At 66.9% G+C, this 24,154-nt stretch carries 21 protein-coding genes; 12 read left to right on the forward strand and 9 right to left on the reverse strand.

What is annotated here, in order from left to right; translation table 11 throughout:
• Positions 1–4: 4 nt before the first annotated feature.
• Positions 5–883 (reverse strand): hypothetical protein, encoded by an 879-nt coding sequence (locus tag JLDANKMP_RS14365; RefSeq protein ID WP_005407483.1) that lies wholly within the window; start codon positions 881–883, stop codon positions 5–7.
• 262 nt (positions 884–1,145) lie between these two features.
• Here JLDANKMP_RS14365 and JLDANKMP_RS14370 point away from each other — a divergent pair, with 262 nt between their 5' ends.
• Positions 1,146–1,985 (forward strand): phosphatase PAP2 family protein, encoded by an 840-nt coding sequence (locus JLDANKMP_RS14370; RefSeq protein WP_005411807.1) that lies wholly within the window; start codon positions 1,146–1,148, stop codon positions 1,983–1,985.
• 112 nt (positions 1,986–2,097) lie between these two features.
• Here the strand turns inward: JLDANKMP_RS14370 and JLDANKMP_RS14375 are convergent, their stop codons facing one another.
• Positions 2,098–4,368 carry a TonB-dependent receptor gene (locus JLDANKMP_RS14375; RefSeq protein ID WP_005407481.1) on the reverse strand — a complete coding sequence of 757 codons (2,271 nt, stop codon included), beginning with the start codon at positions 4,366–4,368 and terminating at the stop codon, positions 2,098–2,100.
• Positions 4,369–4,526: 158 nt separating this feature from the next.
• Between JLDANKMP_RS14375 and JLDANKMP_RS14380 the strand changes: the two genes are divergently transcribed.
• Entirely contained in the window at positions 4,527–5,543 is a 1,017-nt protein-coding gene (locus JLDANKMP_RS14380; RefSeq protein WP_212561475.1) for a TIGR00266 family protein, read from the forward strand.
• A 434-nt stretch (positions 5,544–5,977) separates the two neighbouring features.
• Positions 5,978–6,970 carry a patatin-like phospholipase family protein gene (locus JLDANKMP_RS14385; protein WP_005411784.1) on the forward strand — a complete coding sequence of 331 codons (993 nt, stop codon included), beginning with the start codon at positions 5,978–5,980 and terminating at the stop codon, positions 6,968–6,970.
• A gap of 46 nt (positions 6,971–7,016) precedes the next feature.
• Here the strand turns inward: JLDANKMP_RS14385 and JLDANKMP_RS14390 are convergent, their stop codons facing one another.
• Positions 7,017–7,760, reverse strand: a complete 744-nt coding sequence (locus JLDANKMP_RS14390) for a hypothetical protein (protein ID WP_005411783.1) — start codon at positions 7,758–7,760, stop codon at positions 7,017–7,019.
• Between the two features lie 147 nt (positions 7,761–7,907).
• A complete protein-coding gene (locus JLDANKMP_RS14395) occupies positions 7,908–8,393 on the reverse strand; it encodes an Lrp/AsnC family transcriptional regulator (protein WP_049468471.1) in 486 nt (161 codons plus the stop codon).
• A gap of 125 nt (positions 8,394–8,518) precedes the next feature.
• Between JLDANKMP_RS14395 and phhA the strand changes: the two genes are divergently transcribed.
• Positions 8,519–9,412, forward strand: a complete 894-nt coding sequence (gene phhA / locus JLDANKMP_RS14400) for a phenylalanine 4-monooxygenase (RefSeq protein WP_049402965.1) — start codon at positions 8,519–8,521, stop codon at positions 9,410–9,412.
• Between the two features lie 109 nt (positions 9,413–9,521).
• Here the strand turns inward: phhA and JLDANKMP_RS14405 are convergent, their stop codons facing one another.
• Entirely contained in the window at positions 9,522–10,577 is a 1,056-nt protein-coding gene (locus JLDANKMP_RS14405; protein ID WP_212561476.1) for a LacI family DNA-binding transcriptional regulator, read from the reverse strand.
• A gap of 238 nt (positions 10,578–10,815) precedes the next feature.
• On the opposite strand from JLDANKMP_RS14405, the gene JLDANKMP_RS14410 reads away from it, so the two are divergent.
• The 4 genes from JLDANKMP_RS14410 (at position 10,816) to JLDANKMP_RS14425 (ending at position 13,921) form a co-directional block, all read left to right on the forward strand.
• Positions 10,816–11,406 carry a cysteine dioxygenase family protein gene (locus tag JLDANKMP_RS14410; protein WP_005411799.1) on the forward strand — a complete coding sequence of 197 codons (591 nt, stop codon included), beginning with the start codon at positions 10,816–10,818 and terminating at the stop codon, positions 11,404–11,406.
• Between the two features lie 113 nt (positions 11,407–11,519).
• Positions 11,520–12,158 (forward strand): bifunctional 4-hydroxy-2-oxoglutarate aldolase/2-dehydro-3-deoxy-phosphogluconate aldolase, encoded by a 639-nt coding sequence (gene eda / locus JLDANKMP_RS14415; protein ID WP_212561477.1) that lies wholly within the window; start codon positions 11,520–11,522, stop codon positions 12,156–12,158.
• 96 nt (positions 12,159–12,254) lie between these two features.
• Positions 12,255–13,283, forward strand: a complete 1,029-nt coding sequence (gene adhP, locus JLDANKMP_RS14420; RefSeq protein WP_212561478.1) for an alcohol dehydrogenase AdhP — start codon at positions 12,255–12,257, stop codon at positions 13,281–13,283.
• A 245-nt stretch (positions 13,284–13,528) separates the two neighbouring features.
• On the forward strand, positions 13,529–13,921 hold the full coding sequence (locus tag JLDANKMP_RS14425; protein WP_005411776.1) for a hypothetical protein: 393 nt from the start codon (positions 13,529–13,531) through the stop codon (positions 13,919–13,921).
• A 71-nt stretch (positions 13,922–13,992) separates the two neighbouring features.
• Here the strand turns inward: JLDANKMP_RS14425 and ligD are convergent, their stop codons facing one another.
• The 3 genes from ligD to JLDANKMP_RS14440 all read right to left on the reverse strand — a co-directional run bounded on the left by ligD (position 13,993) and on the right by JLDANKMP_RS14440 (position 17,966).
• Entirely contained in the window at positions 13,993–16,479 is a 2,487-nt protein-coding gene (ligD, locus tag JLDANKMP_RS14430) for a DNA ligase D (RefSeq protein ID WP_212561479.1), read from the reverse strand.
• A gap of 3 nt (positions 16,480–16,482) precedes the next feature.
• Positions 16,483–17,403, reverse strand: coding sequence for a Ku protein (locus JLDANKMP_RS14435; protein WP_005411774.1), 921 nt, complete (start codon positions 17,401–17,403; stop codon positions 16,483–16,485).
• A gap of 164 nt (positions 17,404–17,567) precedes the next feature.
• Entirely contained in the window at positions 17,568–17,966 is a 399-nt protein-coding gene (locus JLDANKMP_RS14440; protein WP_014035432.1) for a hypothetical protein, read from the reverse strand.
• Positions 17,967–18,113: 147 nt separating this feature from the next.
• On the opposite strand from JLDANKMP_RS14440, the gene JLDANKMP_RS14445 reads away from it, so the two are divergent.
• The gene (locus JLDANKMP_RS14445) at positions 18,114–18,452 is read left to right on the forward strand and encodes a hypothetical protein (RefSeq protein WP_212561480.1); all 339 of its coding nucleotides are present in this window, start codon (positions 18,114–18,116) and stop codon (positions 18,450–18,452) included.
• Positions 18,453–18,608: 156 nt separating this feature from the next.
• On the opposite strand, the gene JLDANKMP_RS14450 is transcribed toward JLDANKMP_RS14445, so the two are convergent.
• A complete protein-coding gene (locus JLDANKMP_RS14450; protein ID WP_212561481.1) occupies positions 18,609–20,702 on the reverse strand; it encodes a TonB-dependent receptor in 2,094 nt (697 codons plus the stop codon).
• Positions 20,703–20,873: 171 nt separating this feature from the next.
• Here JLDANKMP_RS14450 and JLDANKMP_RS14455 point away from each other — a divergent pair, with 171 nt between their 5' ends.
• From JLDANKMP_RS14455 to JLDANKMP_RS14465, 3 genes are all read left to right on the forward strand, one after another.
• Entirely contained in the window at positions 20,874–22,076 is a 1,203-nt protein-coding gene (locus JLDANKMP_RS14455) for an amino acid aminotransferase (RefSeq protein WP_005411770.1), read from the forward strand.
• A gap of 233 nt (positions 22,077–22,309) precedes the next feature.
• Positions 22,310–23,326, forward strand: coding sequence for a class 1 fructose-bisphosphatase (locus JLDANKMP_RS14460; protein ID WP_049402951.1), 1,017 nt, complete (start codon positions 22,310–22,312; stop codon positions 23,324–23,326).
• A gap of 108 nt (positions 23,327–23,434) precedes the next feature.
• Positions 23,435–24,142 (forward strand): 2OG-Fe(II) oxygenase, encoded by a 708-nt coding sequence (locus tag JLDANKMP_RS14465; protein WP_164147033.1) that lies wholly within the window; start codon positions 23,435–23,437, stop codon positions 24,140–24,142.
• Positions 24,143–24,154 lie beyond the last annotated feature (12 nt).

Genomic DNA, 24,154 nt, shown 5'->3' on the forward strand with positions numbered 1-24,154 from the left:
TCCCTCACTGGGTCAGGTCGTTGCGCAGCAGGGTGCCGAGGCCGAAGCACTCGCGGCGGCTCTGGTTGTGGCTGAGCGGTTCTGCGCCCTGGGTACGCGCCTTGTCGGTGAACCAGGTGGTGCCGGCGGCCTTCTGGCTGCTGCACTCCAGGAAGCCATCGGAGCAGGACGACAGCCAGTTCTGGGTGAACTCCAGGCCGACGTTGGCGGCATAGCCGCCGCAGTAACTGTTGCTGTCCCACACCGCCGATTCCACGTCGCTGCCGACCACCGCGCGGAACGGCTTGGGCAGCGCCGGGCGACCGGCCGTGCCATACAGGTTCTGCGCGTTGTAGGTGGCCATGCTCGCCACCTGCTGCTGGCGCACCGCGTCGTTCTTGTAGCCCAGCAGCCAGCCCAGCGAGGTTTCAAAGGTGTTGCCGTTGAGTACCGCATCGGCCAACGGCGTACCCGCCGAGGAAGGTGCCAGCGCGGTGACCTTGCGCACCGTGCGGATGATCTTCGGATAGCGGCTGTCGTAGGTCGGGTTGGACAGGATCCAGCGCACCACGTTGCCGCCGTTGGAATGGGTGATCACCACCAGCTGGGTGATGCCACGGCTGTCGATGAAGCTGGTCAGCTGGTTGGCGAGGCAACCGGCAGCTTCGGGCTTCCACATGTACTGGGTGAAGTCACAGTTGATGACCACATAGTTGCTGCTGTTCGGCAGGCCCTGGCGCACGGTGTCGATGATCGCCGGCTGCCAGTAGTCCTGGGTGGCGTTGGTCTGCGCGCCGGTGCCATGCACGAAGGCCACGCCGACCACGTCGGCGGCCTGCGCCGGCGCTGTTGCAAGCCCGAGGAGCAGGGCCAGGACGGTACTTCCTGTTGCGGTGCTGCGCATCGCTTCTCTCCCTCTGTCTTCGGATCCCCCCGACCCGGCTGGAACTGGACGGCCCTGGCGCTTGCCGTTGTGCCGATGCTCGCGGTGCAACGGCGTGAAAGTCCGTGCGCTGCGCCCGGAATCAGGAGACTGACGTCAAACGATGACGCTTTTCATATCGCGACAATGACCATGCCGGGTCTGGCCGTATGACCGATGGCCACTGCAGTGTCGTATGGGGGCTGCGATCATGGCGCGTTGTTTTCTCTCCCGGAGCCTGTCCATGTCGCTGATTTCCCACCCTGCCCGCCCGCTGCTCGGCCTTGCCGTCGTCGCGGCCCTGGCCGGTTGTGCCGCCACCGCCACCAAGCCGACCGCCGTCGAAGCCAACATCACCACCAAGGCGGTGGGCTATCTGGACAAGAGCGCGGTTCCGGCCAGCCTCGACCTGGTACCGGCACCACCGGTGGCCGGTTCGGCCGCGCTCGCCCTGGACGAGCAGGTCAGCCGTGAAGCCCGCGCGCTGCGTGGCAGCCCGCGCTTCGCCCAGGCCGGTGTCGATGCGGAACTCGGTTTCCCCGAAGGCGCCAACCACTTCTCCTGCGCCGCCGACATCGACGTCGATGCGGTGAAGACCCCGGCGCTGTATCGCCTGCTGGAGCGCAGCCGGATCGACGCCAGTGCGGCGACCAAGGCGGCCAAGAACCACTACCAGCGCCCGCGCCCGTTCATGGTCAACGGTGAACCGACCTGCTCGCCGAAGGATGAGGAAGGCCTGCGCAAGAACGGTTCCTACCCGTCCGGCCACACCTCGATCGGTTGGGCCTGGGCACTGATCCTGTCCGAGATCGCGCCGGACCGCGCCGATGCCATCCAGGCCCGTGGCCGCAACTACGGCGAGAGCCGCCTGGTCTGCAACGTGCACTGGCAGAGCGACATCCTCGAAGGCCGCTTCATGGGCGCCGCCGCCGTGGCCCGCCTGCACGACAACGCCGCGTTCAACAAGGACCTGCTGGCCGCGCGCAAGGAGATCGCTGCCGCGCGCAAGGCCGGCCTGCATTCCAGCCGCGATTGCACTACCGAGAATGCGGTGCTGAAGGTGCGCCCGCAGAGCGCGCTGTAAGCGCGCGCCGGATCACTCGTTGCCGGCCAGCGGCCGGCACTACCAATGGGCGTAAGGAAGAAGGGCCGGCATTGCGCCGGCCCTTCTTCATTGCATCAACGCAGCCACCGCATCAGAACTTCGCGGTGAACTCCACGCCCCAGGTACGCGGCTCGTTGAGGAAGCCGGTCAGGTTGTTGAAGTCGATCGCACCGACCACGCGGGTCTGGTTGGTCAGGTTGCGGCCGAACACGGCCACGTCGTACTGGCCGTAATCCCAGTTGTAGCCCAGGCGCAGGCCGCCTTCCAGCGAACTACGGCCGCGGAATTCCGGCGACTCGTAGATGAAGAAGTTGACCGCACTGCGGTAGGCCCAGTCGGTGTAGGCGTACAGCTCGCTGCCATCGCTGAGCGGGAAGCCGACGCGCAGGGTCGCGTTGTGGATCCACTTCGGCGCCTGCGGCAGCGGGTTGCCGTTGACCAGCGCATAGGTCTGGCCGTTGATCACCGTGGTCGGGTCGGTGATGGTGCAGCCGCCGCCACAGATCGCCACCGCCAGGTTCTTGTCCTTGATCTCGGTGTCGTTGTAGCTGCTGCCGAAGGTCAGCAGCACGTTGTCGGCCAGGTAGGCTTCCAGGTCCAGTTCCACGCCTTGGCCGATGGTCTTGTCGGCGTTGAGCAGGGTGGCGGTGTTGTTGCTGCCACCCACCGCGATCAGCTGCTGGCCATCGACGTTGTAGCGGAACACGCTCAGGCCCAGGCGCGCGCGGCGCTCGAACAGGTCGGCCTTGATGCCGGCTTCATACGAGATGACCTTCTCCGAGTCGGCCTGCGACAGGCCCGGCGCGAAGGCCAGGCGGCCCTGGATCGACGGTGCGCGGAAACCCTTGGCCACGCGGGCGTAGGCGTTGATGTCGTCGGTCAGCTTGTAGACGCCGCTGACATCCCAGCTGACGTCGTTGACGTCGGTGTTGGCCAGGTACGGGCCGCTGACCGGGGTGCCGAACGGAACGGCCTGCAGCACGCTGGCGCTGAAGTCCTTCTTGTCCTGGGTGTAGCGCACGCCGGCGCGCAGCTTGAAGCGATCGGTGACATCGAAGTCGCCCGAAGCGAACACCGCCCACGCCTTGTTGCGCTGGTTCTGCACCACGTGGCCGGTCTGTGGATTGCCCGGGGTCAGCGAGTCGTAGTTGAAGTTGTTGATGGTCACGTCTTCATCGAAGTAGAAGACGCCGGCCTGCCAGTCGAAGCGGCCCCACTCGTTGGACTCGATCCGCACTTCCTGCGTCCACTGGCGGTGGTGCGGCAGGCCGTCGGCCGACTCCGACGAGAATGGAATCAGGCCCGGGCCGTAGTTGCCGGCACCGAGGAAGGCCGCACCGTAGCCGCCGTCGATGTCGCCACGGTTGAGCGATTCGGCGGTCTCGTAGCCGGTGATCGAATGCAACGTCACCGAGCCGAGGTTCCACTGCAGGCGCGCGCTGCCGCCCCAGGTTTCCAGGTCGGAGAAGTTGACGCCGTCGTTGGCCACCTTGTCGCGGTCGAAGTTCTCGACCAGCGAATTGCCACCCTTCTGGATGATGTTGGCGCGGAACAGGCGGGCGGTGCCGTTGAGCTTGCGCTTGTGCAGGTTGAACAGCGCTTCGAAGTCGTCGCCTTCGTACAGGAACTGCACGCGGCCGGCGGCTTCGTCATAGCCTTCGAAACCACTGTTGGGGGCACCGGCGCGGGTGTTGTCGACCCAGTCATCGCGGCGCTGGTAGATCGCCGAGACACGTGCCGACCAGCGGTCGGTCAGCGGGCCGCCGTAGGCGCCCTGCACGTTCCAGCTGTTGTAGCTGCCGTAGCCCACGCGCACGTAGCCGTCGGCATCCTGCGACGGTCGCGCCGAATCGAACTTGACCACGCCGGCCGGGGTGTTGCGGCCGAACAGCGTGCCCTGCGGGCCACGCAGCACTTCCACGTTGGCCAGGTCGAACAGCGGGAAGCCCTTCAGCAGAGGGCTTTCCTGCACCACGTCGTCATACACCAGCGACACCGGCTGCGAAGCATTGAGGTCGAAATCGGTGTTGCCCAGGCCGCGGATGTAGAAGCGCGGGAAGGCACGGCCGTAGGACGACTCGATGTTGAGGCTGGGCACGCGCGCAGCCAGGAAGCGGATGTCATCGCCGGCCGAGCCGAGCACATCCAGCTTCTCGCCCTGGATCGCGCTCAGTGCGACCGGTACGTCCTTGGCGTTCTCGACGCGGCGCTGCGCGGTCACCTGCAGGGCATCGAGGGCAACCGGATCCTTGGCGGCGGGGGTTTCCTGAGCGGCTGCTACCAGCGGCAGCAGGGCGGAAAGAGCGGCAACGAGGGGGCGCGCGACCGGAAGGCGGCCACGGGAAGTACGGGTCGGGGACATGGCGGTAGGCTGTGTTTGGAGGGGTGGTAAAACGGCGCTACCAGATAATTGTTGCAATACAGCACCTACGCCGCAAATGCCCGCCGTTCATGGCCCCGTCGCCGGCGCCCCCGGGCGCTCGCTAGACTCGGGGTTTCCAACGCGACGGACCCGCCGCCATGACCCAGTGGTACTTCCATGCCTCCGCCCAGGCCGAGCGCATCGGCCCGCTTGATGACGAGGCCGCGCGCCGCTACGCGCAGGCCAATCCACGCGCGCTGGCCTGGTGCCAGGGCATGAGCGGGTGGACACCGATCACCGAGGTGGCCGAGCTGCAGGCGGCGGCCCCGGGCATGCCCAACACCCCACCGCCGGTCCCCGCCGGCGCCAGCGGCCGCGCCGACGACATCGAGTTCCGCATCGTCGGCCATGAAATGCAGTTCGTGGAGATCGAGCTCGACCCCGGCGAGAGCGCCATCGCCGAGGCCGGCGCATTGATGTTCAAGGACGCCACGGTACAGATGGACACGGTGTTCGGCGCCGCCAACGGCGACCAGGGGGGCGGCTTCATGGGCAAGGTGATGGCCGCCGGCAAGCGCGTGCTGACCGGCGAGAGCCTGTTCGCCACCGTCTACACGCAGAGCGGGCACGGCAAGGGCAAGGTCGCCTTCGCCTCGCCCTACCCGGGCACGGTGCTGGCGATGAAACTGGACCAGCACGGCGGCCGCCTGATCTGCCAGAAGGACAGCTTCCTGGCCGGTGCGCGCGGCGTGCAGATCGGCGTGCAGTTCCAGCGCAAGATCATGACCGGCCTGTTCGGTGGTGAGGGTTTCATCATGCAGAAGCTGGAAGGCGACGGCTGGGTGTTCATCCACGCCGGCGGCTGCGTGGTGGAACGCGAGCTGGCTGCCGGCGAGCGCCTGGACGTGGATACCGGCTGCGTGGTGGCCTACCACCCGACCGTGGACATGGACGTGCGCCGTGTTGCGGGCATCAAGAGCATGCTGTTCGGCGGCGAGGGCGTGTTCCTGGCCACGCTGACCGGCCCAGGCAAGGTCTGGCTGCAGTCGCTGCCGTTCTCGCGCCTGGCCGGCCGCATGTGGATGGCCGCACCGCAGGGCGGTGGCCAGAACCGCGGCGAGGGTTCGGTACTGGGCGGCCTGGGCCGGATGCTGGACGGCGACAACCGCTTCTGACCGCCTCCGGTAGTGCCGGCCGCTGGCCGGCAACCCCATGGACCTTGGCACGCATCCCGGTAGTGCCGGCCGCTGGCCGGCAGCCCCATGGACCTTGGCACGCATCCCGGTAGTGCCGGCCGCTGGCCGGCAACCCCATGGACCTTGGCACGCATCCCGGTAGTGCCGGCCGCTGGCCGGCAACCCCATGGACCTTGGCACGCATCCCGGTAGTGCCGGCCGCTGGCCAGCAACCCCATGGACCTTGGCGCGCATCCCGGTAGTGCCGGCCGCTGGCCGGCAACCCCATGGACCGTTGCCAGTTTCCCTATGGTTGCCGGCCAGCGGCCGGCACTACCTTTATGAATGGGCGATATTTCCCACCCTGCCCGCCCCGCCACGGCTTCGGTATGCTGGCGCCCTTTCCTGAATCCGGCGCCGCGAGCGCACTGCCGATGAGCCTGTTCCGCCCCCGCATGCTGCTGTCCGTCGCCCTGATCGGCCTGCTGGCCGGCTGCGGTGGCGATCCGGTCCGCCCCACGCCGCCGCCGGCGCCGACCGTGGTGCCACAGGCCAAGCCGGTGAAGATCGGTATCGCCCTCGGCGGTGGCGCGGCCAAGGGCTTTGCCCACATCGGCGTGATCAAGATGCTGGAAGCCAATGGCTTCGAACCGGCGGTGGTGTCCGGCACCAGTGCCGGCAGCGTGGTCGGCGCGCTGTACGCCAGCGGCATGGACGCGTTCCAGATGCAGAGCAAGGCGGTGGCGCTGGATGAAGCCAGCATCCGCGACGTGCGGCTGTTCTCCGGTGGCCTGGTGCAGGGCCAGAAGCTGCAGGACTACGTCAACGAACAGGTTGCCAACCGTCCGGCCGAACGCCTGAAGAAGCCGTTCGCCGCCGTCGCCACCCAGCTGGAAACCGGCGAGCGCGCGATCTTCGTGCGCGGCAACGTCGGCCAGGCGGTGCGTGCGTCGAGCAGCATTCCCGGCGTGTTCGAACCGGTGAAGATCGGTGGTCGCAACTACATCGATGGCGGCGTGGTCAGCCCGGTACCGGTGGATGCCGCGCGCCAGCTCGGCGCCGACTTCGTGATCGCCGTGGACATCTCCAGCAAGGCCAGCGGCAAGGCGCCGACCGACATGCTGGGCATCGTCAACCAGTCCATCTCGATCATGGGCCAGCGCCTGGGCGAGCAGGAACTGGCGCGGGCCGACATCGTCATCCGGCCGAAGGTGCTGGACATCGGCGCTGCCGATTTCAGCCAGCGCGGCACGGCGATCCTGGAAGGCGAAAAGGCCGCGATGGCCGCAATGCCGCAGATCCGCGCCAGGATCCAGCAGCTGCAGCGTGCGCGTGCTGCGGCCGCTGCACCGGCGCCGGTGGCTGCTCCCAAGTGCGAGGAAGCCTCGCGCCTGGGCAAGCTGATGGGCCGCAAGGACAAGTGCTGAGGGCAACCCGCTCCATGCGGGTCACCCCCAGGGGCCTCACGACGGGTCAGGCGCCGATCTGGGCCAGTGCGTCGTTGGCTGCGGCCGTCACCGAGCTGCCGTAGCCATGGATGTACGAGCCGTTGCAGACCAGCGTGGCGTGCAGAATGACGCCATTGATTTCGGCCTTCTCGAAGTTGCAGCTCTGGCCTGCCGCTGTGGAGTAACGCATCAGTCGCATGGCGATGACGTTGGCGTCATCGATGCTGGCACCGAGCCCACTGATGGACCAGCTCTTCAGGGTCTGCGTGTTGCCGCAGTCGTAGCGGAAACGGAACCCCCAGGATTCCGGATAGTACGAACCCTGCAGCGGCGCTGCGCAATGGGTACCCGTGGCCGCCATTTCCGTCGCGATGGCCAGCGAGTTGCGCGCCGCGGTGGTGGGTGAGTTGCCCACGCCGGCGATCGACCAGCCATTGCAGACAAACTGGGCGAAAACACCCTTGCCGTAGGCACCACTGACGATGCTGCTGGCATCCGCGCTGCAGCTCACGCCGGCCTGCAGCACCGCCATGAAGCCGTTGAGGTTCTCCACCGCTTCATTGACCGAGACGCCGATTCCATAGACATAGCTACCATTGCACTGGCGCTTGGCCAGCGTCGACGAGTTGCTGGTCATGCCGACGAATTCAGTGGTACCGCAACTCAGCGCCAGAGGTTGGGCGTTGGCGATCTGGGGGGAAGCACCCGCAGCGGCCGGCATCAGGCCAGCGACAAGCAGGGCAATGACTGGAGCAAGGCAGACTTTCATGTCGATCTCTCCGGACAGGGTTGTCCAGTGAGTCTAGGAAGGCTGATTGCGTCACTCTGTCAGAGGTTCATCCGTCTCGCCGTAGGAAAATGCCTTGCGTCGCCCAGGATGCAAAGCAAGTCACGCTCTCCCACATCCGCCGGATGATCACGACTCCAGCTGCGAAAGCGGCAGTGCCTGGAAACCCTTCACCGTGCGCAGCACGAAGCTGGAATTGGCATCGGCCACGCCACCGGCGTTGAGCAGCCGGTCCAGCAGGAAGTGCGAGAAGTGCTCCAGGTCGCGCACGTAGACGTGCAGCAGATAGTCCATGTCGCCGGTCAGTGCATGGCAGGCCACCACTTCATCCCAGCCCTGCACGCTGTCCACGAAGTGGCCGATGGCGGCCTGGTCGTGCTTTTCCAGCTGCACGCGCACGAAGGCCTGCAGGCCCAGCCGCAGCTGCCGCGGCTCCAGCCGCGCGCCATAGCCGACGATCACACCCTCGCTTTCCAGCCGCTGCAACCGCCGCAGGCAGGCCGAAGGCGAAAGATTCACCCGCGCCGCCAGTTCGGCGTTGGTGGCGCGCCCATCCCGCTGGATTTCAGCCAGCAGGCGTATATCCGTGCGATCAAACTGGACTTCTCCGGCCATTGTTGCCCCGCAACATGGTGAGTACGCAAGGATATTGCGCCAACAGAGCCAACGGGCGCAACTTTTGCAACCCTGTTGCGCGTGCTCTGCCCTAGCATCGTAGGCATCCCGTCAAGGAGTGCCCCATGGACCTCGCCCAGCCCCGCCGCGTCGAACACCAGCAGACCGACAAGGGCTACGTGCCGGTGTACACCACCGCGCTCGTCGAGCAGCCGTGGGACACCTATACCGCCGACGACCACGCCACCTGGAGCACGCTGTACCAGCGCCAGCGCGAGCTGCTGGTCGGCCGCGCCTGCCAGGAGTTCCTGGATGCACAGGACGAGATGGGCATGAGCGCGCACATGATTCCGCGCTTCGACCAGCTCAATGAAGTACTCGGCGCCGCCACCGGCTGGACCCTGGTCGGCGTTGAAGGCCTGCTGCCGGAACTGGATTTCTTCGACCACCTGGCCAATCGCCGTTTTCCCGTGACCTGGTGGATCCGTCGCCCGGACCAGATTGATTACATCGCCGAGCCGGACCTGTTCCACGATCTGTTCGGCCACGTGCCGCTGCTGATGAACCCGGTGTTCGCCGACTACATGGAGGCGTACGGCCGTGGCGGCGTCAAAGCCCACGCGATCGGCCCGGACGCGCTGCAGAACCTCACGCGCCTGTACTGGTACACGGTGGAGTTCGGCCTGATCGATACGCCCGAAGGCCTGCGCATCTACGGCGCCGGCATCGTGTCGTCGAAGGGCGAGTCGCTGTACTCGCTGGAATCGGCCGCGCCCAACCGCATCGGTTTCGACCTGCAGCGGATCATGCGCACGAAGTACCGCATCGACACCTTCCAGAAGACCTACTTCGTCATCGACAGCTTCGAACAGCTGATGCAGGCGACGTCGCCGGACTTCACCCCGATCTACGCGGCACTGGCCAGCCAGGCGCATCTGCCGGCCGGTGACGTGCAGGGCGATGACCGCGTGTTCCAGAAGGGCACGGGTGATGGCTGGGCCGACGGCGGCGACGTGTAAGCGCACGGCGTACAGCGCTTCGCATTGAAAGGAAAACGGCGCACCTGGATGCGCCGTTTTCGTTATTGCCTGCCTGCGCCATTGCAGCGGCGCGGCGAGGGCAGGGCACTCAGGCGTCCACGGCGCGGCAGGAACCACGCACCATCAATTGCGGATGCACGCTGGCTGCGGTCGGCGCCTCCGGTACGTCGGTCTGCACCAGCATCGCGGCAGCCATGCGGCCGATGTCGGACACGTGGCGGCGCACCGAGGTCAGCGGCGGCCACAGCCGCGAGGCCAGCGGGCTGTCGTCGTAGCTGACGATCGACAGCTGCTGTGGCACGGCAATACCCGCACGCAGCGCGACCTGGTAGACACCGGCCGCCATCTCGTCGTTGCCGGCGAAGATCGCACTGGGGCGGCCTTCACCCAGCAGCAACCGTTCGGCGGCATGCACGCCGGATTCGAAGGTGTCGCCCGCTTCCAGCACGCGCTCGCCCGGCAAGGTCAGCCCCACCTGGGCCAACCGGTCAAGGAAGCCATGGGTACGCTCACGCGCCGCGCGCCGGTCAACCGGTCCGGCGATCACCGCGATGTCGCGGTGGCCGAGCGAGAGCAGGTAGCCCGCTGCTGCTGCCGCGCCATCGCGATCGTGGGTGACCACCGCCTGCACGTCTTCTTCCGACGCATGCGCGTTGATCCGCACGTAGCGGCAGTCAATGTCGTCCAGCATCTGCGCGAGTGCAACCGATTCGGATGCACGCGGGCCGAGGATCACCCCATGCAGCTTCTGCTGCTGCACGAAGCGGCGCACGCCCTGCGCGCACTCCGGGTCCTGACTGTCGCAGGGATGCACCACCAGCTCATAGCCGGTGCCACGCAGCGCTTCCAGCGCGCCGTGCTGCAGGTCGACAATGCATTGGGCGCCGGGGTCGTCGTACACCAGCCCGATCAGGAAGGAGCGGCGGAACGCGAGTCCGCGCGCCAGGGGGTCGGGCACGTAACCGACCTCGCGCATCAACGCCTCGACCTTGTCGCGGGTGTCTTTGCGCACCAGCGGCGAGTTGTTGATGATTCTTGAAACCGTTTTCTTGGAAACTCCCGACAGTCGTGCGATGTCGTTGATCGTGGCTGCCTTGCCTTTCGATGCCGGCAACGCGGCATCGCTCATATTTCGCACTGACATGTATAGAACCAGGTAAGTCGGAGAATTCTAGCCTTGCGCCCGTCGGGCGCGAAGTTGCGGAATGTCGCAGCTGGAGCGGCACAGACCGTGTTCGACACGTTCCACCGCGTGAGGTTCCATTGTGATCGCTCTACTGCGTTTGCATCTGAACCGTTTTTCACGCGTGCTTGCCATGAATGCGGGTGCCACGCGCGCGAACACCAACATTCCCTTAACCATGCTCCGCTACAGTCGGGGCATGGACCTGCAGACTTCTCCGTTTCCGGCGTTCCGTGGCCGCGACCGGTTGATCGCCGCAGTCGACGCGGCGATGACCTCCGGTGATGCCGGGCGCATCACCGCCGACCTGCAGCTGGCGCTGCAGGAAGCCATCGCGGACAGCCGCATCGAGCTACCCGAATGCGTGCACCGTCCGGTCAGTGATCATTACGCGCGACGCCCGCTGTACCACAGCCAGGAACACGGCTACAGCGTGATTGCCATGAGCTGGGGCCCAGGGCAGGGCACGCCGCTGCACGACCACGATGCCATGTGGTGTGTGGAGGGCGTGTGGTTGGGGGAACTGGAGATCACCCGTTACGAGCTGCTGGAATGCGCCGGCGAACGCTGGCGCTTCCGACGCCACGCCGCGCTGCGCGGGGGCTGCGGCAGCGCCGGCAGCCTCATTCCACCTCACGAATACCACACCCTGCGCAATGCCAGCGATGAAGCCCTGGCCATTTCGGTGCATGTATATGAAGCGCCGATGGAGCGTTCCGCGGTGTTCGACCCGCTTGGGGGTGACTGGTACCAGCGCCGCATCCAGGCACTGCAGGCCGACGCAGTCTGAATCCGCCGCAGAGCAGGGTACCAGCACCTTCGCAGCGTGCATGGCATCATGCGCCGCTGCGCTGCCGGACCCGGCGGCGATCCGCGATGCCCCATCGGGCAAGGAGCAAGACCATGTCCAGCGCTGATCCGCGCCTGCGCGCGCTGTTGAAGCTGGCACCGGTGATTCCGGTGTACACCCCCGAAGATGTGAATGAGGCGGTCGAAGTGGCCCAGGCGCTGTTCCGCGGCGGCCTGCCGGTGATCGAAGTGACGCTGCGCACGCCGCAGGCGCTGGATGCGATCAAGGCCATGGTCGAGGCCGTGCCCGATGCTGTCATCGGCGCCGGCACCGTGCTCAACGCCGCGCAGATGCAGGCGGCGAAGCAGGCCGGCGCGCGCTTCGCGGTGTCGCCCGGTGCAACGCCGACGCTGTATGCCGCCGCACGCGATGCCGACCTGCCGTACCTGCCCGGTGCCGCCACCGCCTCGGACCTGATCCTGGGCCTGGAGCACGGCACGGACACCTTCAAGTTCTTCCCGGCGGTGCAGGCCGGCGGTGCCGCGCTGCTGGCGGCGTGGCACGGCCCGTTTGCCGACGTGCGCTTCTGCCCGACCGGCGGCATCAGCGCGCAGACCGCGCCGCAGTTCCTGCACCTGCCCAACGTGCTGTGCGTGGGCGGCTCGTGGCTGACCACCCCGGCGCTGCTGCAGACCCGTGACTGGGACGCCATCGAACGACTGGCGCGCGAAGCATCGGTGCTGGCCAGCTGAACCTGCTGCACGGATCTTCAAAGGTTTGATCGTGATCAAAGCGCCGGCCTCGAGCCGGCGTCATTCTGTGGGCAAGCGCACTGCGGAGATCCGAACATGCAATCCACCATGAAGGCCGCCGTCGTACGCGAGTTCGGCAAGCCGCTGGTCATCGAGGAAGTCTCGGTACCGCGCCCGGGGGCGGGCGAGGTGCTGGTCAGGATCGAGGCCTGTGGCGTCTGCCACACCGACCTGCACGCCGCCGAGGGCGACTGGCCGGTGAAACCGAACCCGCCGTTCATCCCCGGCCACGAGGGCGTGGGGCACGTCGTGGCCGTGGGAGGCGGGGTAGGGCACGTCAAGGAAGGCGACAGGGTCGGCATCCCCTGGTTGTACTCGGCGTGTGGCCATTGCGAACACTGCCTGGGTGGCTGGGAAACGCTGTGCGAGACGCAGCGCAACACCGGCTACTCGGTCAACGGCGGCTTCGCCGAGTACGCACTGGCCGATGCCAACTATGTCGGCCTGCTTCCGAAGGAAGTGGGCTTCGTCGAGATCGCGCCGGTGCTGTGCGCCGGCGTGACCGTCTACAAGGGCCTGAAGGTGACCGACACCAAGCCCGGTGACTGGGTGGCGATCTCCGGCATCGGCGGCCTGGGCCACATGGCGGTGCAGTACGCCCGCGCGATGGGCCTGAACGTCGCCGCCGTGGACGTGGACGACAGCAAGCTGGCGCTGGCGCGGCAGCTGGGCGCGCAGATCACCGTGAACGCGCGTACCACCGATCCGGCCGCATTCCTGAAGAAGGAGATCGGCGGTGCGCACGGCGCTCTGGTCACCGCAGTGTCGCCCAAGGCGTTCGAACAGGCTCTGGGCATGGTCCGCCGCGGTGGCACCGTGTCGCTCAATGGCCTGCCGCCCGGCAACTTCCCGCTGGACATCTTCGGCATGGTGCTCAACGGCATCACCGTGCGCGGCTCGATCGTCGGCACCCGGCTGGATCTGCAGGAGTCACTGCAGTTCGCCGCCGAAGGCAAGGTCGCAGCCACGGTCAGCACCGACCGCCTGGAGAACATCAACGACGTGTTCGCGCGCATGCACGCGGGCACCATCGAAGGCCGCGTGGTGCTCGACTTCGCCGCCTGACTGCCTGTGCATGGCCGCCGCTGCTCCGTACCCCTCTCCCACGGGCACGGCGGCCATGCCGATCCATCGGTAGTGCCGGCCGCTGGCCGGCAAAACCCCAGTCGGTTCGGTAGTGCCGGCCGCTGGCCGGCAAACCCCAGTCGGTTCGGTAGTGCCGACCGCTGGCCGGCAAACCCCAGTCGGTTCGGTAGTGCCGGCCGCTGGCCGGCAACGCGGGCACTCTGTGGCAGCCGTACAATACGCGCATGCCTGGCCTGCTCAAGACCCTGTTCCTGTCCATCGTCGCCCTGATCGGCGGCGTGCTGTCGCTTGCGCTGGTCAGCAGCGTCGCCGGCTGGCTGCCGCCGTTGCTGGGCCTGTCGCCGGACAGCAACAGCGTGCAGCTGGGGTGGGACCTGGCCTTCAGCGTACTCGGTGGCGTCGCCGGCATTTCCTTCGCCACCTATTACGCGCCGTGCTGGCCGCGTTCACATGGCTTCTCGATCTGGTCGCTGATCGCGCTGGGCTGTGGCTACGCGATGTGGACGGCGGGTGCGGACTTCCCGTTCTGGTTCGTCATTTCGCTGTTGGCATCGCTGCCGTTGCAGCTGCTGGTGGGCTGGTGGTTCGGGCGCCGCCCCTCGCGAGATCTGCGCTGAGCGCATGCAGGTAGTGCCGGCCGCGGGCCGGCAACCTCGGCCATCCTGCCGTTGCCGGCCAGCGGCCGGCACTACCGCTTCAGCGACGGCAAAGTCTGCTTCAACTGCGCGATGCCCTGCCATGGGTCACTCTTCAGGCGTTGCGCCCTCGCCAGCGCCTTGCCCATGGGAAAGGCGTCGGCAGCACTGATACGCGCCAGTTCCTCCCAGCGCAGCGGCACTGCCACACCGGCGGAATCGCGCGCGCGCAGCGACCACGAACACACGCTGGTGGCACCGCGTGTGTTGCGCAGCCAATCGATGAAGATCACGCCGCCGCGCTTGGCCTTGCTCATCGTCGCCACGTAGCGATCAGGCTGCTCCAGCGCCAATGCCTGCGCGAACGCCTCGCAGAACGCCTTGGCCTCGTCCCAGCCAGCCTTGGGCTGCAGCGGCACCACCACGTGCACGCCCTTGCCACCGGACAGCCGCACGAAGCTCTGCAGGCCCACCTCCTGCAGGCGGTCACGGACATCGCGCGCAGCGGCCTTCACCTGTGCCCAGCTCACCCCTTCGCCGGGGTCGAGATCGAACACCAGACGATCCGGGTGCTCGGGATCGGCCACGGTCGCGCCCCACGGATGCAGTTCCAGGGTGTTCATCTGCACCAGCTGCAGCAGGCCCCGCGCATCGTCGACGTAGACGTAATCCTCGCGGCCGCTCTTCTGCTGCAGGGGTACCGCATGTACCGCGTCCCCCAGGCCGGGGCCATGGTGCTTCTGGAAGAAGCAGGCCTTGCCCACGCCGTCCGGGCAGCGCAGCAGTGACAGCGGACGTCCGGCAATCTCGGGCAGGATCCAGCGCGCCATGCGCTGGTAGTAGTCGGCCACGTCACCCTTGCGCAGTTTCTGCCTTGGAAACACCACCCGCTCCGGATGAGTGATCTCGACCTCGCCTCCGGTCTCGGTATCTGCGGTGCTCATTCCCAGGTCCTCCTTCTGCTTGTCGCTGCGCAGTCGCTTGAAACTGGCCTGGCGCAGCAGGCCTTCCTTGCCCCAGCCACGGAAGGCCACCTCGGCAACCGCCACCGGCTTCACCCAGCGTACGCTGGCAGCGCGGAACGGCACATGCGCCGGCAGCTGCAGCACGGGCGTCTTCACCGCCAATGGCTGCAGTGCCTTGAGCAGCGCGCGCAGGCTCTGGTCGTCGAAACCGGTGCCAACGCGGCCCACATAGCGCAAGCCGCCCTTGTCCGGCGTCGCCAGCAGCAGCGAGCCGAACCCCACCCGTGAACCCTTGGGTGCCGTGTAGCCGACGATCAGGAACTCGTCGGTGTCTTCGTGCTTCACCTTCACCCAGCTGCGCGCGCGGGTATTCACGTACGGGGCATCCACCTGCTTGCTGACGATGCCTTCGAATCCGGCTTTGCCACTGGCAACGAACACCTGCGGGCCATGGTCGATCACGTGCTCGCTGAAGGCCAGGGTGCCAGGCGCCGGCCCAATGAGCTCTTTCAGGAGTGCTTTGCGCTCCAGCAACGGCGCACGACTGATATCCGCTCCAGCCACGCCCGGAAGATCGAACACGATGTAGCGCAGCGGTTGCTTCGAACTGCCGTCGATCACCCGCTGCAACGCTGCGAAGTCACTGCGTCCTTCCTTGTCCAGAACCACCAGTTCGCCGTCCAGGCGTGCATCGCGCACCGGCAGCGCCTGCACGGCCTGCACCACTTCGGGAAAATCATCGGTCCAATCCAGACCATTGCGGGAGCGCAGCTTGACCTCGCCATTGTGCAGATCAGCCAGCAGGCGATAGCCATCCCACTTGATCTCGTGAAGCCAGCGGTCGCCGTCCGGCGCACTGTCGCGATGATCGGTCAACTGCGGTTTGAATGCATGCGGGTAGGGTGCATCACGTGCGCCGTGCAGTTGCAGCGCGCGTGCATGCCAGCGCACATCGGCCTTGCGTGTGGCCGTGCGTGCGACGGGTGCAGCTCGCGCCGTCTTGTCCGCGGAACGCTTCTTCGCCGCAGGTGTTCGTTTCGGCATCGGTGCCGTCAGCAGGTCATCCGCCTCCGCGTCGCGCGCTTCCCCGTCACCGCGCTTGATCAACAGCCACTGCACCTGGCGTCCTTTCATCGCGGTCCGCACCAGCTTCCAGCCACCGGCCAGGCGTTGTCCATGCAGCACGAAGTCGATCTTGCCCGCCGCCAGTGCCTGCAGTGGATCGCCTTCACAGGCCCAGGTGCCGTGATCGAAGACTTCCACGTGGCCCGCACCATAGTGACCTTCAGGAATGTCTCCCTCGAAACCGGCGTAGGACAACGGATGGTCTTCCACTTCCACGGCCAGCCGCTTTTCACCGACGCGCAGGGAAGGCCCCTTGGGCACCGCCCAGCTCTTCAGTACGCCGTCCATTTCCAGGCGGAAGTCATAGTGACGCGAGCTGGCATGGTGCAGCTGGATGACAAAGGTCGGCCGCCGCTTCGGGTCGCCCGGTGCGGGCGTGTCGTCGGGCTCCGTTGTCTGCCCGGCGCCCCCGCCAAGCCGGCGTTTGCGCCGATACTGGTGCAACGACATGGCTCACCCCGCCTTGCGTCGGGGTGCGGTCTTCTTTGCAGCCTTCTTCGTTGTCTTCTTTGCGGCCTTCTTCACTGGCGACTTGGCGGCTGCTTTGCGCGTTGCGGCCTTCTTCGCTGGCGTTCGCTTGTTCGCATCCAGGCTCTTCTGCAGCAGCGCCATGAAGTCGACCACATTGGTACTGGCGTCCTCGCGCGGTGCTGGCTCATCGTCCACCCGCGTGGTGCCGCCCTTGGACTTGATGCGCTTGTTCAACACCTGCTGCAGGCGCTCGCGGAATTCATCGTGGTACTGCGACGGATCCCAGTCGCCGGCCATCGACTCGATCAACTGCTCGGCCATCGCCGTTTCCTTGCTGGTGATGCGATAGTCGGACAGCTTGCCGGTGGGCAGCTTGTAGTCCTCGGGATCCACCAGTTCCTGCGGATAGCGCAGGATCATCAGCACCAGTGCGTCCTCATGCGGCATCACCGCACACAGGTATTCGCGCGTACGCACCACCACCCGCGCGATGCCCACCTTGCCGGTGCTGCGCAACGTTTCGCGCAGCAGCACATAGCCCTTCTCGGCCTTCTTGCCGGGCACCAGCAGATACGGTTTCTCGTAATAGCGCGGGTCGATCTGCGCCGCATCCACGAATGATTCCACCTCAACCGCTTCGTGGCTTTCCGGCGCAGCCGAGCGGATATCACCTTCCTCCAGCACGACATAACTGCCCTTGTCGTACTCATAGGCTTTGACGATGTCCTTCCAGGGCACCTCCTCGCCGGTGTCGGCGTTGACCCGTTCGAAACGGATCGGCTTGCGGTCGCGGGAATCGAGCATGCGGAACTGCAGGTCGACCTTGCGTTCGCCGGACATCAGCGACACCGGCACGTTGAGCAGGCCAAACGACAGCGTGCCGGTCCAGATCGGGCGGGCCATGGGCGTACCTTTGGCGGGGCAGGGCATCCAGCTTCGGATGGGCGGTGTAAACCACCCGTGTCGATACCGTGCACGTGGGTTCTACGCAGATGCGGTAGTGCCGGCCGCTGGCCGGCAGAGCTCGCGGCCTCAAGTTTCCTGGGGTTGCCGGCCAGCGGCCGGCACTACTGCAGCAACGGCCTCACCGCCGCCGCCGGAATATGGTCCAGCGCGCGCCAGGCGTCCTCCACCACCGGCCGCGCCTGCGACCAGCCCAAGCGTGACTGCCCGCGCATCTGTTCCCAGTGCTCGGCCAGTTCCTCGCAGGTATCGGCGGCATCACCGCGTGGCCAATCCGCGGCATGCGTGGTCAACGCGAAGGCATACACCGGGCACAGGTCGCGCCAGTTCCGGTGGCTCTGCCCGCGGCGCTCCTCGTAGTCGCTGAGCATGTACTGCAGGTAGTCCTGCGCCACCGCCTGGGGGTCTTCATGGCGACGCGTACGGCGCTGCGCGGTGCGCTGGCCGAGCGGATCGAGCAGGGCGTTGAACACGGACGGTGCGGGTCGTTCAAGACGGGGCATGGCCGGCTCCTGCAGCGGGGGCGGGTGGGCAGGAATACGCGCGGTGCCGTTACCGGGGGGTGAGCGAGATGTTCATGACGCCAGGTTCGCAACGGCTTTACCTGCGGGGCGGTGTAGTGGAATCCCCCCAAGGGCAGGTACCAGACCATGAGCCGAGAGACCTCGCGAGACCCGCTGCGGGAGAACCACCCGCTCATTCCCGGCGAGCAGCGCGGCAAGCGCGATGCCGACAACGCCGACTACCGCGGCACCGGCGCGCCGTTCTTCGATGCCGAGCACGACCACCTGCCGGTGAAGCACGAGGCTGAACAGGCGGCCCAGGACCGCAAGGATGGCGGCGACCGCCATCGCGGTGGCCAGGAGAGCCCGCTCAAGCGCCGTGAACGCAAGCAGCGCGCCAGCGACAACCAGGACGAGGCGCTGGAGGAGACCTTCCCGGCCAGCGACCCGACCTCGCCGTTCGTGCCAGCCAAGGCCCCCGACTGACCGGTAGTGCCGGCCGCTGGCCGGCAACCTCCTGACGTCGTGCACGGCGCGATGCCGGCCAGGGCCCCCCGATTTACGGGTAGTGCCGGCCGCTGGCCGGCAACGTCTGGGCTGCCCTACACAAAGCGATGCCGGCCAGCGGCCGGCACTACCAACTCAACGCCACGACCATTGCAGGCCGACGTTGGCTCGCCGTCCCGGTCCCGGCTCGTAGAAGCGACCATTGCCGTCATTGACGATCACCGAGCCGATGTAGGCCTGGTCCAGCACGTTCTCCAGCCGGGCGAAGGCGCGCAGCTCGCCGCCCGGCAGCGTCCATCGACGGCCGGCTTCCAGGTGCAGCAGGGCGTAGCCCGGCGCGCGCTCGGTGGCCACGTCATTGACCACGGTATCGCTGCTGGCCGTTGCCTCCAGCGCCCACTGCCAATCGGCAGGGCTCCACTGCAATCGGGCGAAGGCCTGCTGGCGCGGCACGCCGGGCAGGCGGCTGCCTGCAGCGACCAGGGTGTTCGAGGTCAGGTACGGCGAGCGCACCTGCGCCTGCAGCCAGGTCCACGCCAGCTGCAGTTCCAGGTGCTCGGCCAGCGGCTGTCGGTACTGCAGCTCCAGCCCCTGGCGGCGGGTGCGGCCAATGTTGCGGTAGGTGCTGCGTCCGCCGATATTGCTGGCAACGGCCAGCTCGTCGTCGGTATCTGCACGGAACAGGCTGATATCGAGTTGGTTGCCATTCTGTGCGTGCCACTTGCTGCCAACCTCGATGGAGCGGCTGCGCGCGGCGGCCAGATCCAGTGCCAGCCCGGCTTGGCCGTCGGCGCGATAGCCCAGTTCGTTGAAGGTGGGGGTCTCGAAACCACGTCCCACCGCCGCGTGCAGCCGCCACTGCGGGCTTGCCTCGAAGCTGACGCCTGTCACCGGCGTGATCGCCTGGTAGCGGCGGTGGCCACTGTCGTCGGGGTTGGCGCCGACGATGTAGCGGTCATTCGATTCGAATCGCACGGCGCTGTGGCGCAGCCCGGCCAGCAGCGACCAACGCGGGCTCCATTGCCACCAGGCCTGGGCGAACTGATCCACGTTCTGCACGACGTCGATCTGGTCACGACGCAGCCGCCCACGCACGCCCAGGGCGCTGCCGATGAAGTTCTCGAAGCCGGTGCGGTGCTGGCGCTGGCGGTCGGCGCTGAGCCCGGCTACCAGGTCCAGCGGTCGCCCGGCCAGATCACCGTGCCAGCCCCAGCGCGCGTCCAGCCCGCCATAGCCGCCCTGCAGATCGATCACGCCGCCGGCATGCAGCGGGCTGTTGGTCTGGGGTGCCGGCGGAATCGGCAGGTACTGGCGTACCGCGCGCTGGCCGGCATAGCCCATCAATTGCCAGCGCTGCGCTCCCGTTTCACGGGTCCAGCGCAGGCCGGCCTGCTGCTGGCGCACGGTTTTGCGTGTGTTGTACTGGTGCGCGACTGCCGTGGCCTGGCGCGGATCAGCCGCCACCTGGGCACGGGTCAGGCCCAGCGGATCCTGCGCATCGGGGGCGTCAAGCGCATTGAGCAGCAGCTCCAGCCGCCCACCGCCCAGATCACCACCGATGCGTGCGTTGAGCGATTCACGGCGCGCGCGGCTATGGTCCCGCCAGCCATCGGTGCGGAAGTGATTGGCGGCGATGTTGTAGTCCAGCACTTGACCGGCACCCTTCAGCTGCGCACCGACACTGAGCGTGTTGTCGGCGCCGGCATTCACGCGCAACCGCCACGGGTCGCCGGCCTGGCCCTGCGCGCTCCAGACCTGCAGCACGCCGCCGGAGGAATTGCCGTACAACGCCGAGAACGGCCCGCGCAGCACCTCGATGCGCTCGGCGCCCAACAGGCTGGCATGCGACAGCTGACCCTGGCCGTCAGGCATGGTCGCCGGCACGCCGTCGATCAACACCCGCACCCCGCGCACCCCGAAGGTCGAGCGCGCGCCGAAGCCACGGATCGACAGCTGCGTGTCCTGGGCGAAGTTCTGCCGGTCGCGCGCCAACAGTCCGGGGACCCCGGCCAAGGCCTCAGACAGCTGCGCGCCGGTGCCCGCGCGGCTGGCGTCGATCCAGACCGTGTCCTGGCTGGCCGGCAGCGCGAACGGATCGATGCCCGGCACCCGGGCGGCCTGTACCTGCACCGCAGGCAGGGCGGTGGGCGCAGGCTCGGCCACCGCCGCCCAGGGCGACAGCAGCAGGGCGGACAGTGGCAGGCAACGGCGTCGTGCGGCGGGATTCATGATTCAGGTTGATGGATCAGGCGGCAACGCACGCCATGGTACGGGGCCGCGGATGACGATGGCGGCGGCCAGCCCCGGCAGGCTTTGTTACGATGGGCTGTTTCCGGCCGAAAAGCCGCGGACCGCGTAGCGCACTTCCTCCCCCTTTCCGTCTACCGAACGAGTACCGCCGTGTCCTTCTTTGCAAACGTGGAACTGGTCCCAGGCGACCCGATCCTGGGCCTGACCGAGGCGTACAACGCCGACAGCCGCCCGACCAAGGTCAACCTGGGTGTGGGCATCTACTACGACGAGAGCGGCCGCATTCCGCTGCTGCGCGCCGTCAAGCAGATCGAGCAGCAGCTCGCCGCTGAAGCCAAACCGCGCGGCTACCTGCCGATCGATGGCCTGCCGGCGTACACGCAGGCGACGCGTGAGCTGGTGTTCGGCAAGGATTCGCCGCTGCTGGCCGCTGGCCGCGTGACCACCGCGCAGACCGTTGGTGGCAGCGGTGCGCTGCGCGTCGGCGCCGACGTGCTGAAGAAGCTGCTGCCGCACGCCACCGTTGCGCTGAGCAACCCGAGCTGGGAAAACCACCGTGCGGTGTTCAGCGCCGCTGGTTTCGACGTGCTGGATTACACCTACTTCGACCCGAGCACCCATGGCGTCGATTTCGACGGCATGCTGGCCGACCTGGGCAAGCTGGACGCGGGCACCGTGGTGCTGCTGCACGCCTGCTGCCACAACCCCACCGGCGCCGACCTCACGGTCACCCAGTGGAAGCAGGTCGCGCAGCTGCTGAAGGACAAGCAGCTGTTCCCCTTCATCGACATGGCCTACCAGGGCTTCGACAAGGGCATCGAGCAGGACGGCGCCGCCGTGCGCATCATCGCCGAAGCCGGCATCGACAGCTTCATCGTCGCCAACTCGTACTCCAAGTCGTTCTCGCTGTACGGCGAGCGCGTGGGTGCGCTGTCGATGGTGGCACCGACCGCCGCTGACGCCAAGGCGGTGCAGTCGCAGGTCAAGCGCGTGATCCGCACCATCTACTCCAGCCCGTCCACCCACGGTGCTGCGCTGGTGGCCGGCGTGCTGACCAACCCGGAACTGCGTGCGATGTGGGAGCAGGAGCTGACCGAGATGCGCGAGCGCATCCACGCCCTGCGCCAGGGCCTGGTCGAGAAGCTGGCCGCTGCCGGTGCACCGCAGTTCGGTTTCATCAACGAACAGGCCGGCATGTTCTCCTACTCCGGCCTGAGCCGCGAGCAGGTCGAGCGTCTGCGCGACGAGTTCGGCATCTACGCCGTCGGCACCGGCCGCATCTGCGTTGCCGCGCTGAACCAGAACAACCTGGAATACGTCGCCAAGGCCGTGGCCACCGTCGCCAAGGGCTGAAACAACGCTCCAGTAGCTTGAAGACAAAGGCGCCGAAAGGCGCCTTTGTTTTTTTGCTTTTGCTCTTGCCTTTGCCATCCCCACCGCGCTCGCGGCGAACCCTGAAGCGCGTGGGAGGGGGAGGCGCCACGAGCGCAACGCATCTGGAAACGATTACGCCTTCCCGCGCTCACGCACGCCCCCGCCATACGGGCGACAATAGGCGTTTTCCCGCTGCCGAGACCTGCCCGCACATGTCCCGTACTTCGTTGACCCGCTTCCTGATCCAGGAACAGCACGCCGGCCGCATCAACGCCGACCTGCGCCAGCTGATCGCGGTCGTCGCCCGCGCCTGCACCAGCATCTCCATCGCCGTCAGCAAGGGCGCCCTCGGTGGCGTGCTGGGCGATGCCGGTACCGGTAACGTGCAGGGCGAGGCGCAGAAGAAGCTGGACGTCATCAGCAACGAGATCCTGCTTGAAGCGAACGCCTGGGGGGGCCACCTCGCCGCGTGCGCCTCGGAGGAAATGGACCACAGCCAGCCGGTGCCGGACATCTACCCGCGCGGTGATTTCCTGCTGCTGTTCGATCCCCTCGACGGCAGCTCCAACATCGACGTCAACGTCTCCGTCGGCACCATCTTCTCGGTGCTGCGCTGCCCGACCAATGTCGAACTGCCGGGCGACGACGCCTTCCTGCAGCCGGGCAGCAAGCAGATCGCCGCCGGCTACTGCATCTACGGGCCCAGCACCCAGCTGGTGCTGACCGTCGGCCATGGCACCCACGCCTTCACCCTGGACCGTGAGAAGGGCGAGTTCGTGCTGACCACCGAGAACATGCAGATTCCGGCGGCGACCCAGGAGTTCGCGATCAACATGTCCAACCAGCGCCACTGGGAAGCACCGATGCAGGCCTATGTCGGCGATCTGCTGGCGGGCAAGGAAGGCACGCGCGGCAAGAACTTCAACATGCGCTGGATCGCCAGCATGGTCGCCGACGTGCACCGCATCCTGACCCGCGGCGGCATCTTCATCTACCCGTGGGACAAGAAGGATCCGTCCAAGGCCGGCAAGCTGCGCCTGATGTACGAAGCCAACCCGATGGGCCTGCTGGTCGAACAGGCCGGCGGCGCCGCCTGGACCGGCCGCGAGCGCATCCTCGACATCCAGCCCGACCAGCTGCACCAGCGCGTGCCGGTGTTCCTGGGTTCGCGCGAGGAAGTGGCCGAAGCCGTGCGCTACCACCACGCGCACGACGACGCGCAGGGCTGATTGGCGGTTGCCTGACGACGGTCATGGCAGATCGATGACATGACCGTGGGGTGACACCGAGGGCGGCAAACGGCACCATCAAGCCGTTGCCGCCTAAGGAATGCACGCATGCACGAGCAGGGCCCGGTCGATTTCATCGAGGTCATCCACAACGCGGTCCCCAGCGAGGTCTGCGCGGCGATCGTCGAGCGCATGCGGGCGGCGCGTGGCCTGCAGCCCGGTGCCGTGGGCAGTGGCGTGTTCCCGGAACTCAAGCACAGCAAGGATCTGCGCATCAGCGGCCTTGATGGCTGGCAGGATGTGGACCATCAGCTGCAGCACGCGGTGTTCAACGGCCTGCTGACTTATCTACGCCGTTATCCACAGGCGTTGATCGCGCCGCTGATGTTGCAGATCCAGGACAGCAAGGGCCAACCGCGACGCCTGTCTGCCGAGGACTTTCCCGACATGCCGCAGCAGCAGCTGGCCGACCTGGCCCGCACCTGCCTGCGCCCGGGCGCCATCAACCTGCAGTGGTATGCGGCGGGCGAGGGCGGTTACCCGTACTGGCACTGCGAGCTGTACCCCAAGGATGCGCAGGCCGAGACCCTGCACCGGCACGTGTTGTGGACGCTGTACCTCAATGAGGAATTCGAAGAGGGCGAGACCGAGTTCCTGTTCCAGGGGCGGAAGATCGCACCACGCACCGGCAGTCTGCTGATTGCGCCGACGGCGTTCACCCATACCCATCGTGGCAACCGACCGCAGGGCGGCGACAAGTTCATCGCGACGAGTTGGATCCTGTTCCAGAGCGCGCAGAAGTTGTTTGGGGGGTGACGCCGAGCTGCT

Source organism: Stenotrophomonas sp. PE591 (genome assembly GCF_018320795.1).
Lineage (GTDB): Bacteria > Pseudomonadota > Gammaproteobacteria > Xanthomonadales > Xanthomonadaceae > Stenotrophomonas > Stenotrophomonas maltophilia.

Coding starts and splice junctions, on each gene's coding strand:
- JLDANKMP_RS14365 (WP_005407483.1), bottom strand. CDS start 883: ATGCGCAGCACCGCAACAGGAAGTACCGTCCTGGCCCTGCTCCTCGGG.
- JLDANKMP_RS14370 (WP_005411807.1), top strand. CDS start 1,146: ATGTCGCTGATTTCCCACCCTGCCCGCCCGCTGCTCGGCCTTGCCGTC.
- JLDANKMP_RS14375 (WP_005407481.1), bottom strand. CDS start 4,368: ATGTCCCCGACCCGTACTTCCCGTGGCCGCCTTCCGGTCGCGCGCCCC.
- JLDANKMP_RS14380 (WP_212561475.1), top strand. CDS start 4,527: ATGACCCAGTGGTACTTCCATGCCTCCGCCCAGGCCGAGCGCATCGGC.
- JLDANKMP_RS14385 (WP_005411784.1), top strand. CDS start 5,978: ATGAGCCTGTTCCGCCCCCGCATGCTGCTGTCCGTCGCCCTGATCGGC.
- JLDANKMP_RS14390 (WP_005411783.1), bottom strand. CDS start 7,760: ATGAAAGTCTGCCTTGCTCCAGTCATTGCCCTGCTTGTCGCTGGCCTG.
- JLDANKMP_RS14395 (WP_049468471.1), bottom strand. CDS start 8,393: ATGGCCGGAGAAGTCCAGTTTGATCGCACGGATATACGCCTGCTGGCT.
- phhA (WP_049402965.1), top strand. CDS start 8,519: ATGGACCTCGCCCAGCCCCGCCGCGTCGAACACCAGCAGACCGACAAG.
- JLDANKMP_RS14405 (WP_212561476.1), bottom strand. CDS start 10,577: ATGTCAGTGCGAAATATGAGCGATGCCGCGTTGCCGGCATCGAAAGGC.
- JLDANKMP_RS14410 (WP_005411799.1), top strand. CDS start 10,816: ATGGACCTGCAGACTTCTCCGTTTCCGGCGTTCCGTGGCCGCGACCGG.
- eda (WP_212561477.1), top strand. CDS start 11,520: ATGTCCAGCGCTGATCCGCGCCTGCGCGCGCTGTTGAAGCTGGCACCG.
- adhP (WP_212561478.1), top strand. CDS start 12,255: ATGCAATCCACCATGAAGGCCGCCGTCGTACGCGAGTTCGGCAAGCCG.
- JLDANKMP_RS14425 (WP_005411776.1), top strand. CDS start 13,529: ATGCCTGGCCTGCTCAAGACCCTGTTCCTGTCCATCGTCGCCCTGATC.
- ligD (WP_212561479.1), bottom strand. CDS start 16,479: ATGTCGTTGCACCAGTATCGGCGCAAACGCCGGCTTGGCGGGGGCGCC.
- JLDANKMP_RS14435 (WP_005411774.1), bottom strand. CDS start 17,403: ATGGCCCGCCCGATCTGGACCGGCACGCTGTCGTTTGGCCTGCTCAAC.
- JLDANKMP_RS14440 (WP_014035432.1), bottom strand. CDS start 17,966: ATGCCCCGTCTTGAACGACCCGCACCGTCCGTGTTCAACGCCCTGCTC.
- JLDANKMP_RS14445 (WP_212561480.1), top strand. CDS start 18,114: ATGAGCCGAGAGACCTCGCGAGACCCGCTGCGGGAGAACCACCCGCTC.
- JLDANKMP_RS14450 (WP_212561481.1), bottom strand. CDS start 20,702: ATGAATCCCGCCGCACGACGCCGTTGCCTGCCACTGTCCGCCCTGCTG.
- JLDANKMP_RS14460 (WP_049402951.1), top strand. CDS start 22,310: ATGTCCCGTACTTCGTTGACCCGCTTCCTGATCCAGGAACAGCACGCC.
- JLDANKMP_RS14465 (WP_164147033.1), top strand. CDS start 23,435: ATGCACGAGCAGGGCCCGGTCGATTTCATCGAGGTCATCCACAACGCG.